Genomic DNA, 16,100 nt, shown 5'->3' on the forward strand with positions numbered 1-16,100 from the left:
CCTCTCTTATAAGCCTGCAACAAGGAAACCGGCTGCTAGTGGCAGCCGGTGCTTTTTTTACTGTTGAGCCTAAGGTGTTTGTACTACGATTTTACCTGAAATGATATCTTCAGCGATCGTTTTTACTTGATCAACAGCTTCTTGACCTACGAACGGGCTAAGTGCTGATTTGCTCTCTGTCGTTACGAAAGTCAGGCCTACTCCGTTTTCTTTCAGACCGTAATCAACAGATGAGAATTCAAATGTGTCTGATGCAAAAGCTTTAACTGTTTCATAAGCTGCAGCGTCTGTCCCTTTCAATTGGGACAATACGATGTGCTCGGGATCAAGCTCTGTACGGTCGATATCTTGACCAGAAGCATACAAGCCTTTTTCCTTCGCTGCTTCGAATACGCCAAGATCCCCTACTGCAGACATACCAGCTACGAAGTCAGCACCTTGAGAATATTGCAAGAGCGCAAGCTCTTTACCTTTTGCCGAATCCGAGAAGTTACCCACATAGTTGATCAGGAATTTCGCATCAGGGTTCGTCTGCTTAAGACCTTGCTCGAAGCCTGAAGTATATTTTTTCAGAAGCGGTGTATCCATAGCGACAACCGCTCCTACCGTATTTGTTTTGGTCGACAAGCCCGCTGCTGCACCAAGCAGGTAAGCTGCTTCTTGCTCACGGAATTGAACGCTGCGAACATTAGGTTGGTCAACGACTGTATCGATAATCGCGAACGGCTTGTCCGGGTTTTCAACTGCTACTTTATTGAGAGCATCTTCCGCTTGGAAGGTTGCTGTAATAATCAGATCATAGTTTTCTGCAACTGCTGCACGAAGATTCTGCTCGAAGCCAGCAGGGTCAGTCGATTCAATTGTTTTTACTTCAACATTAAATTCTTCTCCTGCTCTCTTGAAGCCTTCATCCATAGAAACGAAGAATGGGTTAACACCAATTTTTTCAGGTAGTACGAGTGCGATACGTTTTTGCTTTTCTTCAGCATTGGTATTGCCTGCTGCTCCATTGTTAGCTGTATTGCTGCCACTATTGTTTGAGCCGCATGCTGCTAGCATGGCTACGATTACAAACAGTGTTAGTGCTAAAGTAACTGTTTTTTTCATCTGTACGTTTCTCCCCTTAGATCATAAATAGTGTAATTTCCTTCATTCCCATCTAATCCTAGTTCTTTTATCGGGATTTGTCAATCCATTAATTACGACAAATTACTTGTTTATTCTACATCATTTTACACGGTAATGGTTATTAAATCCGCTATGGACACGAATTTGTAACAATGGGAGCCCTTCCATTGCCAATTAGGCATTAACCTAGTCCAAGCCTACGACATTGCTGGAGCCTGTTAACCTCTTGAACAGGCTCCTTCCTACTCAATAGGGCATACTTCCTATTCTTATTATGTCGTCATCGATCTACATTATAAATAAAAACCTGATCTTCCGCCTAAAGGCTGATCAGGTTTCGCTTATTCCTTCTCTAAATTCTCGGCCATTCTATTGAACAATAGAATCATTTGATCCATCTGATCCATCTCGAAGCCTTCAAATAATTTGAGCATAATCCGCTCACGCGTTTCAAGTATTTGCCCGACCAGCTTTCTCCCATCATCCGTAATGGTGAGGAGTACGATTCTGCGATCCATATTACTCCGGGAACGGTCAATGTAACCGAGCTGAATGAGACGATCTGCAATCCCGGTGACAGCTCCGCTCGTAATACGCAGCATTTCAGCCATAACCGATGCCTTCTGCGGTCCTGATTCAGCAAGGATAATGATCATTTTCCCTTCCGTCATCCCGAGACCATGCACATTAAACCGATTATATTCTGCATTAATTAATCTGCGCAGCACACGGAACGCTTCGTCCATTTCACGCATTTTAATCATTTTCTCTTCAACAAGCTGATCCATCCGTTCACCCTCGCACGTTTATGCCATTTGCATATACTATAACTTGTTTTGAACGTTCAGCCAAGCCACAGCCCATCCTGAAGGCGGCCGATTCCCGTTCACTCCTAACAGCATAGGCTGTAATACCTTACATTCTCAGAAAAGAAAGTGCCCGTTTTCCCAGCAGCGCTTCCCTTACAGCCTCCCATACAAGCCTTAGCACCTGCTGTAGTGGCCATGCAGCAGTAGATGCAGCAGATACGGCAATACCATACTTATGTGTTTTGGAAGCACCCGCTACAACCTTATGATCACCGAAGGCTTCGGGAATTTGATCAAGCTTCTCCTTCACGGCATCCAAGTGAAAGCTAGTCAGCTTGTCGGAGAACACATAAAAGGTACCCCAATGCGTCATTTCCTCCCAAGAGCCTGGGACTTTCAGCTGTTGCACACCAGGCTCGACCCGCTGCCGCTGCGCGAACACGAGCTCATCCTCATAATACACATTCAATGAATTATGGAAGCTTCGATACTGGAATACTTCATCACGGAGCGTCCGGCCAGGGCACACAACATCCGCCTGCATCCATATCGCCCCCGGCTTCAGATGAACAAGAGTCTCGTTATGGAACGACGCAGCCTTATATAGCATCATCGGCTCCGGCATATGCTCGATAATGGCATTAGATTGAAGTGTGAAGTGTTGGCGCATGGAGGAGATGCCTTCAGTTAAGCAAGGATGAACCTTCATATAAGATTGATTCGTTATGTAGGCATGAGCTTCGTTGCCTGCAGACCATTCCAGCTCGTAGCGATCCCCCTCAAGCAGCCCAGGAGATACATCCATTACAATAATGCCTAGCTGCTGCTCCAATGGGAAGGACTTCGCGATTTTGATGGGGGCGGTATGATATTTGTCAGTCAGCACGGTACCGTATCCCTTATTCTCAAAAGAAGCACGCAGAACGGAGGTCCGTACCGCGCGCTCACTTACGCTATTGGAAAGCATGTGTTAATGCTTATGCGGAGCTGCGCCCAGCTGGATTACATGGGAGTGCTCGTCTCCTCGTGCATGTGCAAGCTCGTGCTCCAGCCAGCCCACGATTTCGTCTACGCCATCGCCACCGAACATATTGGAGAATACGAAAGGACGGTCACCGCGCATCCGCTTCGAATCTTGTTCCATCACCTCAAGACTCGCTCCGACGAATGGCGCCAGATCAATCTTGTTAATGACGAGCAGATCGGAGCGCATGATGCCCGGTCCACCCTTACGAGGAATTTTCTCACCTTGTGCCACATCAATAATGTAGATGAACAGATCTACAAGCTCTGGGCTGAATGCAGCTGCCAGATTGTCGCCGCCGCTCTCGATAAAGATGAGATCAAGCTTCTCGAAGCGCCCTTGCAGCTCTTCAATCGCTTCGAAGTTCATCGAGGCATCCTCGCGAATCGCCGTATGTGGACATCCGCCAGTCTCCACTCCGATAATTCTCTCCTCCGGCAGAACGCCTGTATTCACGAGAATACGTGCATCCTCTTTAGTGTAGATATCATTCGTGATGACGCCTAGGCTGTATTTGCCGCTCAGCTCCCTGGAAAGGCGCTCCACAAGAGCTGTTTTCCCTGAGCCTACAGGTCCACCAATCCCTACGCGAATCGGACGAGAATTATCGAAATTCGGTTTATTCCATTCCTGATGAGTATGTCCTTGACCTTGGCACATGAGTCATTCCTCCATTATTTTCTGATTATTGTTTATAGATAATTGCCTTTCCTCAGGACATGAATAGTCTGGAATACAGCCGTTCATGTCTAATCATGGCAAGCTCCGCCATCGGCATATTCGAGTAAGCTTCCTCCGGCTCCATACCAACAGCGATATCGCCCGCTTCTCCGATAACAACGGACAGCCTGGCAATTAATGATTGCCCCTCTGTCTGTCCCATTGACATAAGTCTAAGTGCGCTATTAATACAGGTCACTACGCAGGTATACAGATAGCCTTGGATAGCCTGCTCCTGAGAGACACCGAGTCCGCAGCATACAAATCCGTGAACAAGAGGATGTGTAGCCGAGCATTGACCGCTTCGCATCGCTTCCGTGAGCGGGGCAAGGTCAAGCTGTGGATGAATGGATGATGCAAGCTGCAGTAGTCTCCTGCCCATTTTCTCCATCCCAATCCTTGTCTCTGAAGCCACACGCTGCGTATGGACAAGACGTTCTACCTGCCATAGCCGCTCCCAGTCTTGCCTCGGCGCATCCCGATAGACAGCCTTGATGACCATAGCATCTGCTGTCGCCCAGCTCTGGAGCATCATCGTGGAGGCATACACGTACAATTGCTGCGTTGTATTCATGCGACCCTCCTGTACCAATGTCTCTAATCCGAAGGAATGCGAGAAGCCACCGATAGGCAGTGCAGAATCGAGCAGCTGCTGCATCGCAAGCCAAGGTAATGGTTGTGTCATGGCTTAAGAATCCTCTCTAGAACATGAAATACCGCTGAGCCATTGGCAAGACTTCAGCTGGCTCACAGGTAACATGCTCACCGTCTACGGTTACTTTATAGGTTTCTGGGTCTACCTCAAGCTTCGGAGTGGCATCATTATGGATCATGTCCTTCTTCGTTATAGAACGACAGCCGCGTACGGGCTCAATCCGTTTCTGCAGACCAAGCTCCTGTGCAATACCGCGATCATACGCTGTCTGCGACACGAACGTGATACAGCTCTGGAAGACTGATTTGCCGAACGCGGCGAACATCGGACGGCCGAATACGGGCTGAGGTGTTGGGATAGAGGCATTCGGATCACCCATTTGCGCGAACGCAATGCTGCCGCCCTTCAGCACAAGATCAGGCTTAACCCCGAAGAACATCGGGCTCCATACAACAAGATCAGCGAATTTGCCAGGCTCAATGGAGCCTACAAGATGAGACACGCCATGCGTTATCGCTGGATTGATTGTGTATTTGGCAATATATCGTTTAATCCGGAAATTATCGCTGCTCTCACCATCAGGGGCGAGCGGCCCGCGCTGCTGTTTCATTTTGTCGGCAGTCTGCCAGGTACGGATAATAACCTCTCCCACACGACCCATCGCCTGGGAGTCTGAGCTGATCATGCTGAATACACCCATATCATGCAGGATATCCTCTGCCGCAATCGTCTCCGGACGAATTCTGGAATCCGCAAAAGCGACATCCTCAGGAATTCGACTGTCCAGATGATGGCAGACCATCAGCATGTCCAGATGCTCCTCGATCGTATTGATTGTGAACGGGCGAGTAGGATTCGTCGAAGAAGGAAGGACATATTGCTCCCCTGCTGCAATAATGATATCCGGCGCATGGCCGCCGCCAGCGCCTTCTGTATGATAGGTATGTATCGTTCTGCCGCCAATTGCCGCAAGCGTATCTTCAATAAAGCCTGCCTCATTCAACGTATCGGTATGAATCGCAACTTGGATGTCATATTGATCAGCTGCCTGCAAGCAAGCATCAATCGCTGCGGGTGTCGTACCCCAATCCTCATGAAGCTTAAGCCCGATCACACCAGCTTCAATCTGCTCTACTAGAGGCGCGAGGAAGGAGGCATTGCCTTTGCCAGTAAACCCAATATTCATTGGAAAATGCTCAGCCGCCTCCAGCATCCGGCGCATATGCCAAGCACCTGGTGTAACTGTTGTCGCATTCGTGCCTGTAGCCGGCCCAGTACCGCCTCCGATCATCGTCGTTACTCCTGATGAGAGAGCGGTCTCAATCTGCTGCGGGCAGATAAAATGAATATGGGAATCAATGCCGCCTGCCGTTACAATCTTCCCTTCACCAGCGATAACCTCTGTACTTGCCCCCACGATCATATTCGGTGATACACCATCCATAATGTCCGGGTTGCCCGCCTTGCCTATCCCTATGATTAAACCGTCTTTGATACCAATATCAGCTTTAACAATACCCCAATGATCGATAACAACGGCATTTGTAATGAGCGTATCGAGAACACCTTCATCTCGAACCGCACCGCTGGACTGACCCATTCCATCCCTGATGACCTTGCCTCCACCGAACTTGCATTCATCGCCATAGACGGTGTAATCCTTCTCGATCTCTGCCCACAGCCCCGTATCAGCGAGTCGGACTGCATCGCCGGTAGTTGGTCCGAACATCGCAGCATAGCTCTTCCTATCCATGGTAGCCATTATTCAACTCCTTCCCAAGCCGCGAGCCTAGCCCGCACCTCGTCTGGCATCGCACCTGCCTCTGCATACCCCTGTGACAAGCCATTCAGTCCATAGGACAGCTTCGAGCCTCCTAGCTCTACTAATGTAACTGGCTTTTCCTCGCCAGGCTCGAATCTAACCGCCGTTCCAGCCGGAATGTGCAGACGCATGCCATAGGCAGCCTCTCGATCGAACTTCAAAGCGCGGTTTACTTCAAAAAAATGAAAGTGAGAGCCGACCTGAACAGGTCGATCTCCTGTATTAACCACTATGCAATCTATCGTCTTTCTTCCGGCGTTCAGAACTATTGAGCCTTCTGCCGTCCGGTATTCTCCTGGAATCATTAGCGCAGCTACCTCCTTAGGCCTGTTTTCACCTTAACCAGTGATCGGATGATGAATCGTTACGAGCTTAGTACCGTCCGGGAAGGTTGCTTCAACCTGCACCTCGTGAATCATTTCCGGAATGCCTACCATGACCTGGTCGCGCTTCAGAATGTGTGTTCCATATTCCATTAATTCGGCTACTGTCTGTCCGTCACGTGCCCCCTCCATAATCTCAGAGGTAATTAAGGCAACACTCTCAGGATAGTTCAGCTTCACGCCTCGATTCAGGCGTCTTCTAGCAAGGTCTGCTGCTATCGTTATGAGCAGCTTCTCTTTTTCGCGTTCCGTTAACTGCATCGATGAACCTCCTTACTGGCCCAATTTCCTAAACTTATCCATTCTATTATAATCGCAAAAAAAACGTTAGTAAATGAGTAGTGTCAGAATATCTGACACTAGCTATTCTCTTATCCTTGCAGTATCGCTAATATGAAGCAATTAACCCAATTAAAGGGCAAGAATAACACATCGCTTGAATGAACGACGTCAGCATTGCTATTAAATGCAAGATACAGCCGCCATCTTTTATGGTAGAAAAGTAACAATAATTTGTATGCCACGCTGGAGACAGCTATTCTCCTTGTGTCTACAGCATTGCTCATCTCTCGACATGCTTCCGCTGGTTTCATCTTATCTAGTCAACGCTTGTCTGTTGTGATAAACTAAAAGGTATCGACATTTACTTAGGAGGTACTTACATGGCAGCAAAAAAAATGCGTTCAGACATGATAAAAAAAGGATTTGACCGTGCTCCTCACCGTAGTCTTCTAAGAGCGGCAGGCGTTAAGGAAGAAGATTTTGACAAGCCATTCATTGCGGTTTGCAATTCCTATATCGACATTGTACCTGGTCATATTCATCTTCAAGAATTCGGTAAGCTTGTTAAAGAAGCGATTAGAGAAGCAGGCGGCGTACCTTTCGAGTTCAACACCATCGGCGTTGATGATGGTATTGCAATGGGTCACATCGGCATGCGCTATTCACTTGCGAGCCGTGAGATTATTGCGGATTCAGTAGAAACAGTCGTTAATGCGCACTGGTTCGACGGTATGGTCTGCATTCCTAACTGTGACAAAATCACACCGGGAATGATGATGGGCGCACTCCGCGTCAACATCCCAACTATTATGGTCAGCGGCGGCCCAATGAAAGCCGGACGTACTAGCGACGGTCGTGCGATCTCCCTAACTTCGGTATTCGAAGGCGTTGGCGCTCATATGGCTGGCAAGATCGATGACAAAACCTTGCTTGAATTAGAGCAATACGGTTGTCCAACCTGCGGCTCATGCTCGGGTATGTTCACAGCGAACTCCATGAACTGTCTGGCTGAAGGTCTTGGACTTGCTCTTCCAGGCAACGGTACAATTCTTGCTGTTGCTCCTGAGCGCAGAGAATTCGTTAAGCAATCTGCACGTCAATTGATGACACTGATCGAGAAGGACATCCGTCCTCGCGATATCGTAACAATTGAAGCTATTGACAATGCATTCGCACTGGACATGGCACTTGGCGGTTCGACGAATACGGTTCTTCATACACTTGCTCTGGCTCATGAAGCTGGCATCGAGTATCCGATCTCCCGTATTAACGAAGTAGCTAACCGCGTACCTCACTTAGCCAAAATCGCACCAGCTTCCGATTATCATATCGAAGATGTGCATGAAGCAGGCGGCGTTAGCGCAGTATTGAATGAGCTGTTCAAAAAAGAAGGCGCTCTGCACGGCGATGTAATGACCGTTACAGGCAATACGCTTCGTGAGAACGTGCTTGGCCACGAAATTAAAAATAAAGATGTTCTACGTCCTTTGGCGGATGCACATAGCGAACGCGGCGGCCTAGCTGTCTTGTTCGGTAACATCGCACCTGAAGGCGCCATTATCAAAGTAGGTGCAGTCGACAAATCGGTCGGCGGCTATCATAAAGGTCCTGCGATCTGCTTCGATTCACAAGATGAAGCACTTGCTGGCATTGCCAACGGCAAAGTTGTTGAAGGCCATGTCGTTGTTATCCGCTACGAAGGACCTAAAGGCGGACCTGGTATGCCAGAGATGCTTGCTCCGACATCCCAAATCGTCGGTATGGGCCTTGGCGCCAAAGTCGGTCTCATCACAGACGGCCGTTTCTCCGGCGCATCCCGCGGTATCAGTATCGGCCACGTATCTCCGGAAGCAGCTGAAGGCGGTCCAATCGCTTTCATCGAAGATGGCGATATCGTCGAGCTGGATATGAACAACCGTACGATGAACGTTCTCGTCAGCGATGAGGAATTGGCGAAGCGCCGCGCAGCATGGCCTGGCTTCGAACTGAAGATCAAAAGAGGCTATCTTGCACGCTACGCCCACCTGGTTACGAACGCCAGCACAGGCGGCGTAATGAAAATGTAATGGATTGAATCGAAAAGGGAGTTCCACAGTGCAGCACAGCTGCCTGAAGGAGCTCCCTTTTTTTGTAACGACACGTCAATGCCAGCCTACAAGAAGAAAAACCTTCTTCACGCCCAAGTGGTTTGGTACAAGGCGATAAAGAAGGTATTTTACAATATATTAGCTTAAATAACCGATGTATTGCTCCCTGCGTGAGCAGCATCCTCAGCAGCCGCTTGAATAGATCGTTCAACCGCATCTGATAGCCGTATAGCACTATCCTGTACGAAGGAAGAGCTCCTCGTTGTTGCATAAGACATCATCCGATTAATCGGCATCAGCAGCATATGCGGGTCAATCGTGCTTCTTCTCTGCTTACTTCTAGCATTACGCTGCTTCTTAGTCAGCACTCTCATCAATACACGCAAATAAATGCGGGTTGAACGAGCGAATAAGCCGTCCGGCAGCCGGAACACTTGGAAGCCAAGTCGGTCTGCACCTCGATGAATCATAGTCACTCCATATACGACACGCACATTATTCGCATCGGGATCAACAGCTAATTGATCTGCCAGTATAGGCAGCGCCATCTCCACTTCCCTTAGCATTTTGATACCAGTAGCTACAGGTGAGCTAGACTCGGCAGCAATCGTCGACAGCTTCTTGTTGTCAAAATGCAGCTCGACGATCTTATCGCCCTTCTCCAGCCTCTCCGCATTCGACAGCTCAACAGGCTGCCCTGTATATTTGATAATTCGGTAATGGAATGCAGGGTCATTAGAGCCCACCTTCTTCAGGCGGAACACCAGATGGAACAGTCGCTCGTAAGAGAGCCACAACGCTATAATGGATTTTTTCCATACCGACTGCTTATTCCCTTTAGCCGCTTCCGTCTGCTTAATCATGTCATCAATACCAACGAATGTATAGCCACGCTTCGTTCCCTCCTTGAGGTACGCCTCGAGCGCAATTAACATATTAGCTGGTGCGCCAGCATCTGCCCCAGGTGTTGTACCGCAGTCATGCAGCAGAATAACCTCGCCAGGCCGAAGCTTCTTCATCAATCTTTTCGTCAATCGCTGAGCGCCCAGCTTCACATTCCAATCGCCGAACATTCCTGACCAGAGCACGATCTGATAATGACCGATATTGGCAAAATCGAAGAAATTAACAATTCCCCATGGCGGACGATAATAAATGGAACGTTTGCCAGTTGCATCACGTATAACGTCGCAGGTACGAGCAATCTGCTTCCTCACCGTCTTCGGACGCATGAGCCAATTGGACTTATGAACATAATTATGAATACCGATAATATGGCCTTCTTCATGCATTCGGCGAAGTAATTCAGGCTGTCCTTCAGCATGTGAACCTACAACGAAAAAGGTTGCTTTCGCATTGTAACGTGCGAGCAGATCTAGCAGCTGTGGCGTATAGACAGGATCGGGTCCATCATCGAATGTAAGTGATATCTCGCGCTCCACTTGGCCTCTTTTGAATACTCGGAAGCCGAACGTTCGACTGACAAATGCAGGGAGAAAGGCGTAGAATGACAAGAAGTAAAGTGCCCATAGCAGCAAATTCTCCATTAGTTTTCCCCACCGTTTTATAAAATTTTAGTTACATATGCAGTATGGCATTGAACGCAACAATACCTTTAATTGTACCATAATAGATTTAAAAATAGGTATCCATTTAAAAATTATAGTACAATCAATATCGTAATATGAATATTTATCCAAAAAGGGGATTCGATTATGCTGCCATTCTACAAGAAATATTGGCGAACTGCATTTGACATTGCACTGATCGCGTTAACGGTTTACTTAACTATGCTTCTGTTCAGTTATTTATACCGGATTGCAACACCCATCTTTTTCTCTTTCGTCATCTACTTATGCATTGAGCCGCTAGCTCGGCGCTTGAATAAGCTGGGCCTTAAGAAATCGATTGCTTCTGGCATATCCGTTCTGCTGTTCTCCCTTGTGATCGTTGGCGCATTCTCCGGGTTAGGCTTCATATTGACCACCCAGGGAACCGAATTCTTCAATGACAAGCTGCCTGAGTATCAGCAAATATTGAAGGATCAGGTATTGAATAACTCCAGTGAGCTGCAGAGCAGGCTCGACACTCTCCCGCCTGACTGGGTTGCCAAAATTACAGAATACATCAATGGTGCTACTGAGTATCTACCGAAAATTGCGAACATTGTATTCACAGCGGCACTGGGATACGCATCGTCCTTCTCCAGCTTCCTCTTTAATTTCGGAGTTGGCATTATTTTAGCTTATTTCTTAAGCATCGAGATTGTGGTATGGAAAAAAACGGCTAACGACAAAACGCCGAACACGTTCAAGAAAGCCTTTTTCTTCCTTAGAGAGAATGTGTTCAAAGGAATTGCCGGCTACTTGAAGGCACAGGGCAAAATGATCAGCATTACGTTCATCGTTATATTCATTTCCTTACTTCTTCTTGGAGTCAACAACGCCTTCATCATCTCACTGATCTGTGCCATACTCGATGTTCTGCCGCTTCTTGGCGTGGGTACCTTCTTCGTTCCATGGATCATTTATCTATTCATCGTAGGACAAACATCGCTTGCGATATGGCTGTCTGTCTTGTTCCTTGTCGTTATTCTGACGCGTCAAATTCTGGAGCCCAAAATTACGGGTGATACACTGGGCGTGTCCGCGTTCACAATGCTGGCATTCATGATTATTTCACTGAAATTATTCGGCATATCGGGCGTCATTCTATCGCCAATTCTGATTATCCTCCTCAAAGCTTTGTACGATCAGGGCTTCTTCCACCGCTGGATTAGAACCCCGCAAGGGGAATTCGATACCCCTGCGGCGGAAGCAGACAAGCCCGTCCTCTAATTGGACGCAAGGATATCCATAACACCGCGGAATAGCTTGGTCGCCTGGTTCGATGAACCAGGCGATCTGTATTTCGAGAGCACAGCAACAGCGTAGCGCGGCGTCTTGGCTGGGCCGTAGCCCGTGAACCATTGGTGAACGAGCGGCGTTCCGGCCCGCATCACTTCGGCAGTGCCGGATTTGCCGGCCACTGCCCACAGCCCTTGGCGGATCGATCGACCAGTGCCATGGTCGACGACCGCCTCCATGCCGCGCAGCAGCGCGCGGGCAGTGGCCGCATGTATGCGGCCGCCATTGCTAGACGCTCGCTTCGCGTCCAGCTTCACCATCCGCTGGCCGTTGGCGTAGCGGATTTCACTAACGAGGCGCGGCTCCATTACGCGCCCTCCATTCACTAGCGTGACGACTAAGTTCGCCGCCTGCAGCGGCGTCATGAGCACGTCCCGCTGACCGATCCCGCTCTGGGCAAGTATGCCCCCATCCACATCCTTGAATGAATCGGCCTTCTCGCCTAATTCTGGCAAAGGTGCGAACACCTGGCCGGCTTCTTCCTCGCCTAACAGGCGCAGCTGACCATTGAATGGTCCGAATGCCTTCGTTGAATGCCATCCGATTCTCCTGCCGACACCTAACGCTTGTGCTGTTCGATGCAGTTGCAGCGGACTTAAGCGCTCAGCAATTGTTGCGAAGGCAACGTTGCAGGATTGAGCAAGCCCTTCTCGCAGCGTCAGTGTCCCATGTCCGCCCTCTTTCCAGCAGGACAAGCCGTATTTGCCATATTCACCATTGCAGGTAATGGTCTCCTGCTCATTGGCAGCATGCGCCTCCAGCGCAGCCGCTTCGGTTACAAGCTTGAATATGGAGCCTGGGGCTACTGCCTTAAGGGCATGATTCGCCCAGCCTTCGCCTTCCTCTTCCTGCAAATTAAGGGGATTCATCATCGGCCTTGATACCATGGCCACGATATCTCCATTGTGAATATCAAGGACAACGATGGCGCCTTCCTTCAATCCCTGCTCATCCGCATAAGCTTCTATGCGATTCTGGACGATTAGATCCAGCGTAGTCTTAACCTGCAGTGGATAGTAGGGGTCTCTTGGCATAGTCATACGCAGGGAGAGCCCCTGCATCGGCTTCCGCGCTCCATCGGTGAAATAGGATACGGAGGTTGCTCCAACGCCTCTTAGTAGCTTATCAAGCGATTTCTCTACACCTGAGCCTCCAACCTGATCTGTCAGCTTCCGAGTGCCATTAGCTATATCCTCGGCATGCTGCAGCAGGAGCCACTCCGGATGCTGACTCGTGTATCCGATAACCTGCTTCGCTTGAAATCCTTTTATATATCGATTGCGATATGGCAATACTCTTGCGCCGTTCAATCTCAGCTTCTCAAGCTTCTGCAATTGCCCAGCCGTCAGCCTGTAGGGAAGCTTCTCCGCACCCTCACGCCAGAAGGTAGGCTCCCTAATTTCATCCCATTGCTGCATTAGCTGATCTTTTGTCACTCCGAGCAGCTTGGCAAGCTGCTCCATGTCTTCATCTGTGCCTCTCGCTCTGGCATTAACCGGGAACAACGCAAGTGTATCGTAGGTCTCACCAGTAATTGGCTGCTCATTCCGATCAACGAAATCTCCCCTGCCTGTATCAAGCACAAGATTTCTCTGCCGCTGGATAACAGACATCCGCTTCCAGCCGCCTCTGGAAGCAGCCGTTGATGTCGATAAGGAGCTTGGTGCTGAGCTCGGGATCAGTTGAAGCCAAGCTAACCGAATCATAAACAGCGACATTATACAAGTTAACAATACAGCGACGAGAACTGACCGACGATGCATCTCATCGCCCCCCTCTTTCTATATCTCTCCCTTCAGTATCGCCTTATTAAAAACCAAAAAAACGCCCATAGGAACAACTTCTAGTTCCAATGGGCGATTAGCTTTCATTCCTGTATTAATCAATCTTGAATTTCGACAATGACTGCTGAAGCTCGCGTGATACCGTATCCAGCTTCTCAGACAGGTTAACCAGACCATTGCTGATGCTAAGCTGCTCAGAGCTTAATGAAGCAACTTCCTCAGACGTTGCAGAGGATTCCTCTGCTACTGCGCTTACGTTGCTCATTGCATCCGAGAGTACAAGCTGCGATTGATCAAGCGTACTGATTGAGCCTGTTACAGAATCCAGCTTCTCAATGAATTGAACCATCTGACCTTGAACAGTCAAGAATATTTGATTCGCCTCTTTCACAGAGCCAATCTGCTCTTGGAATAATGGATACGCATCGGATAGAACATTCACGGTTTCTCCGATCTCATGCTGAATGGTCTGCGTAATTTGAGCAACGACATCAATCGATTGACGTGATTGATCGGCAAGCTTCCGGATCTCATCCGCTACTACCATGAAGCCTTTGCCGGCTGCACCAGCACGAGCAGCTTCAATCGTAGCATTCAAAGACAGAATATTCGTCTGCTTCGTTAGATTATTAAGCACCTCGAGAATTTTGACAATTGAGCCCGTGCTGTCCTTCAAGCTGTCAACCTTCTCAACCATCGAGCGTGTCATTTCCTCCGTCAAGCCGGTCTTCTGGATAAGTACGCCCATATAGGTCGTACCCTGAGCACTCGCTTTCTCTACTTCAACCGCAGATTGCACCATTTCCCCATTCGCCTGCAGGACTGCTTGCATCTGGCTATTAATACTGCTCGTCAAGTCGCTTCCACGCTCTGCTTCTACAGCAAGGCTCGAAGCGCCATTCGCGATCTCTTCTGTCGCTACTGAAATCTCCCTAGCCGAGATGGCGGTCTTCTTCGATGCATCAGTCAGCTCACTAGCTGTAGCCAGCACTTCCGTAGCGGAGTGAGTGGTCTGCTGTGCCAACGCTCTAATCTGAATCATCATTCTATCGAAGCTTTGGGCAAGCTGGCCAATCTCATCCTTGCGATTGTTCATACCAGAGCTGACCGTCAGATTGCCCAGCGCGCCTTCGTTCATCAGGTTTCTTAAATTCATCAATGGCATACCAATGGTGCGAATAATGAGAAGTCCGATAGCAAGTGCGATAAGCACCGCTACACCAGCTGTTATATAGGTCATGGTGCGAATAGCCTGCGCATCTTTGATCAATTCTTTGACCGGAATGGTGCCGACCAGCTTCCAATCCATCGTCTCGAATGTTTTGTATACAGCCAGCTGCTCGCTGCCGTCTGCCGTCGTCACTTTGCCTGAATTATTGTTCTCGGGCAGTGTAATCGATTGGGCCTGTCCAATCTGAGCATAATCGGGATTCGCAACATAATTATTATTACCATCAACGATCGTTAGAATGCTGCCTTCTCCTAGTGCGATATCCTGATATTTATCCTGCAAAGAGCTCACACTGATCTCGAACAGCAGCACATAGGACGCCTCATTCGTTGTGCTGTCAGAGAGCACTCGGCTAAGACCAATTGAAGGTGTACTGCGATCACCGCCGAAGCCCTTAGGCTGTGTTTCGATCCATAATGTTTTACCCTTCTGCTCTTGAACCTTGGTAAACCACTCACCCTCCTTCAGCATTTCCTCTGAGGCGGATGTTGCATTGCCCGTCGATACGAATTTCACCTTAGGGTTAAGTGGCAGCAGATATACACTAACGATCGAACTGTTGCCAAGTATATAGTTCTGAACCTTATCGCTTAACTCCCTTATTCCTGCAAAGCTTGAATAATCATCCGTACTTCCTGCGATATCACTAACGATGCGGTGGAATTCTTTATCAATCAATAATTGCATCGTCAAATCCTCATAGTTCTTGAACACAATATCCAAATTATTGGCGGATTGATTAATGGTCTGCAGACTTGCATCCGACACCTTACGTTCAACAATGGATTTGGTTTGAGAATAAGCCATAAGGCCTACTACGAGAACGCAAGCAATAATACAAATAAAAATGATTATAAGCAGCTTCGTTCCTACTGAATTAGTAGGATTGCCAAGCTTTGTAGACTTTAGCTGATCAATAGCTCCCTTAGACAATCTCCTTGCAAGCTGTAAACTTGGTTGCGCTTTCAATAGCTTCTGCTGTTTAGGTACTTTCTCTTTGTTGCTGCCTTCTTTTTTCAAGACAGACACCCGCCTTTTTAATAGTTTGCTGTTACCATGCTGAAGATGTAGAGAGGCATTCATTGCTAGAAAATTAGTTCTATAGACCCAAATCGTATGTATAACCTAGTCCTATTAAAGTATATCGGACGTTCCCTGTCAATTCATTATATGGAAATCAAAAAACACCTGATCGATGTGTAGAATATCAAAAAAAAGCTGCCCCTTGTCATCCATGATGAATGTGGGACAGCCCTCCTCTGTATGCCT

Annotated in this window: 13 protein-coding genes; 2 read left to right on the forward strand and 11 right to left on the reverse strand. The window is 48.3% G+C overall.

Translation table 11 applies throughout. From position 1 onward, the window contains the following. Window positions 1-69: 69 nt before the first annotated feature. The 8 genes from AC6ESP_RS06570 to AC6ESP_RS06605 form a co-directional block, all read right to left on the reverse strand. Entirely contained in the window at window positions 70-1,107 is a 1,038-nt protein-coding gene (locus AC6ESP_RS06570; RefSeq protein ID WP_497095902.1) for a BMP family lipoprotein, read from the reverse strand. A gap of 362 nt (window positions 1,108-1,469) precedes the next feature. Beyond that, window positions 1,470-1,916: a MarR family winged helix-turn-helix transcriptional regulator gene (locus AC6ESP_RS06575; protein ID WP_497095903.1), complete on the reverse strand. Its 447-nt coding sequence runs from the start codon at window positions 1,914-1,916 to the stop codon at window positions 1,470-1,472. Between the two features lie 127 nt (window positions 1,917-2,043). Continuing rightward, a complete protein-coding gene (locus AC6ESP_RS06580; protein ID WP_497095904.1) occupies window positions 2,044-2,904 on the reverse strand; it encodes an urease accessory protein UreD in 861 nt (286 codons plus the stop codon). A gap of 3 nt (window positions 2,905-2,907) precedes the next feature. Then, the gene (gene ureG, locus AC6ESP_RS06585) at window positions 2,908-3,621 is read right to left on the reverse strand and encodes an urease accessory protein UreG (protein ID WP_497095905.1); all 714 of its coding nucleotides are present in this window, start codon (window positions 3,619-3,621) and stop codon (window positions 2,908-2,910) included. Between the two features lie 52 nt (window positions 3,622-3,673). Further along, window positions 3,674-4,366 carry an urease accessory protein UreF gene (locus tag AC6ESP_RS06590; RefSeq protein WP_497095906.1) on the reverse strand — a complete coding sequence of 231 codons (693 nt, stop codon included), beginning with the start codon at window positions 4,364-4,366 and terminating at the stop codon, window positions 3,674-3,676. Between the two features lie 16 nt (window positions 4,367-4,382). Next, complete coding sequence (gene ureC / locus AC6ESP_RS06595; RefSeq protein ID WP_497095907.1) at window positions 4,383-6,098, reverse strand: urease subunit alpha; 1,716 nt, start codon at window positions 6,096-6,098, stop codon at window positions 4,383-4,385. Further along, window positions 6,098-6,463: an urease subunit beta gene (ureB, locus tag AC6ESP_RS06600; RefSeq protein WP_497095908.1), complete on the reverse strand. Its 366-nt coding sequence runs from the start codon at window positions 6,461-6,463 to the stop codon at window positions 6,098-6,100. Before ureB ends, ureC begins: the two co-directional genes overlap by 1 nt. 33 nt (window positions 6,464-6,496) lie before the next feature. After that, a complete protein-coding gene (locus AC6ESP_RS06605; RefSeq protein WP_497095909.1) occupies window positions 6,497-6,802 on the reverse strand; it encodes an urease subunit gamma in 306 nt (101 codons plus the stop codon). 401 nt (window positions 6,803-7,203) lie between these two features. Here AC6ESP_RS06605 and ilvD point away from each other — a divergent pair, with 401 nt between their 5' ends. Then, complete coding sequence (gene ilvD, locus AC6ESP_RS06610) at window positions 7,204-8,889, forward strand: dihydroxy-acid dehydratase (protein WP_497095910.1); 1,686 nt, start codon at window positions 7,204-7,206, stop codon at window positions 8,887-8,889. Between the two features lie 164 nt (window positions 8,890-9,053). Here ilvD and AC6ESP_RS06615 read toward each other — a convergent pair whose 3' ends face one another. After that, entirely contained in the window at window positions 9,054-10,457 is a 1,404-nt protein-coding gene (locus AC6ESP_RS06615) for a polysaccharide deacetylase family protein (protein WP_497095911.1), read from the reverse strand. A 168-nt stretch (window positions 10,458-10,625) separates the two neighbouring features. Between AC6ESP_RS06615 and ytvI the strand changes: the two genes are divergently transcribed. Continuing rightward, window positions 10,626-11,747 carry a sporulation integral membrane protein YtvI gene (gene ytvI / locus AC6ESP_RS06620; RefSeq protein WP_497095912.1) on the forward strand — a complete coding sequence of 374 codons (1,122 nt, stop codon included), beginning with the start codon at window positions 10,626-10,628 and terminating at the stop codon, window positions 11,745-11,747. On the opposite strand, the gene AC6ESP_RS06625 is transcribed toward ytvI, so the two are convergent. Both AC6ESP_RS06625 and AC6ESP_RS06630 read right to left on the reverse strand, forming a co-directional pair. Continuing rightward, window positions 11,744-13,579, reverse strand: a complete 1,836-nt coding sequence (locus tag AC6ESP_RS06625) for a peptidoglycan D,D-transpeptidase FtsI family protein (RefSeq protein WP_497095913.1) — start codon at window positions 13,577-13,579, stop codon at window positions 11,744-11,746. The genes ytvI and AC6ESP_RS06625 overlap by 4 nt on opposite strands. A 115-nt stretch (window positions 13,580-13,694) precedes the next feature. Further along, window positions 13,695-15,638 carry a methyl-accepting chemotaxis protein gene (locus tag AC6ESP_RS06630; RefSeq protein WP_497096096.1) on the reverse strand — a complete coding sequence of 648 codons (1,944 nt, stop codon included), beginning with the start codon at window positions 15,636-15,638 and terminating at the stop codon, window positions 13,695-13,697. Window positions 15,639-16,100 lie beyond the last annotated feature (462 nt).

This window comes from Paenibacillus xinjiangensis (assembly GCF_059686975.1).

What these genes read in the sequence shown, in the direction of transcription:
- AC6ESP_RS06570 (WP_497095902.1), bottom strand. Translation starts at nt 1,107, where the DNA reads ATGAAAAAAACAGTTACTTTAGCACTAACACTGTTTGTAATCGTAGCC.
- AC6ESP_RS06605 (WP_497095909.1), bottom strand. Translation starts at nt 6,802, where the DNA reads ATGCAGTTAACGGAACGCGAAAAAGAGAAGCTGCTCATAACGATAGCA.
- ilvD (WP_497095910.1), top strand. Translation starts at nt 7,204, where the DNA reads ATGGCAGCAAAAAAAATGCGTTCAGACATGATAAAAAAAGGATTTGAC.
- AC6ESP_RS06575 (WP_497095903.1), bottom strand. Translation starts at nt 1,916, where the DNA reads ATGGATCAGCTTGTTGAAGAGAAAATGATTAAAATGCGTGAAATGGAC.
- AC6ESP_RS06580 (WP_497095904.1), bottom strand. Translation starts at nt 2,904, where the DNA reads ATGCTTTCCAATAGCGTAAGTGAGCGCGCGGTACGGACCTCCGTTCTG.
- AC6ESP_RS06590 (WP_497095906.1), bottom strand. Translation starts at nt 4,366, where the DNA reads ATGACACAACCATTACCTTGGCTTGCGATGCAGCAGCTGCTCGATTCT.
- ureG (WP_497095905.1), bottom strand. Translation starts at nt 3,621, where the DNA reads ATGTGCCAAGGTCAAGGACATACTCATCAGGAATGGAATAAACCGAAT.
- ureB (WP_497095908.1), bottom strand. Translation starts at nt 6,463, where the DNA reads ATGATTCCAGGAGAATACCGGACGGCAGAAGGCTCAATAGTTCTGAAC.
- ytvI (WP_497095912.1), top strand. Translation starts at nt 10,626, where the DNA reads ATGCTGCCATTCTACAAGAAATATTGGCGAACTGCATTTGACATTGCA.
- AC6ESP_RS06615 (WP_497095911.1), bottom strand. Translation starts at nt 10,457, where the DNA reads ATGGAGAATTTGCTGCTATGGGCACTTTACTTCTTGTCATTCTACGCC.
- AC6ESP_RS06630 (WP_497096096.1), bottom strand. Translation starts at nt 15,638, where the DNA reads ATGGCTTATTCTCAAACCAAATCCATTGTTGAACGTAAGGTGTCGGAT.
- ureC (WP_497095907.1), bottom strand. Translation starts at nt 6,098, where the DNA reads ATGGCTACCATGGATAGGAAGAGCTATGCTGCGATGTTCGGACCAACT.
- AC6ESP_RS06625 (WP_497095913.1), bottom strand. Translation starts at nt 13,579, where the DNA reads ATGCATCGTCGGTCAGTTCTCGTCGCTGTATTGTTAACTTGTATAATG.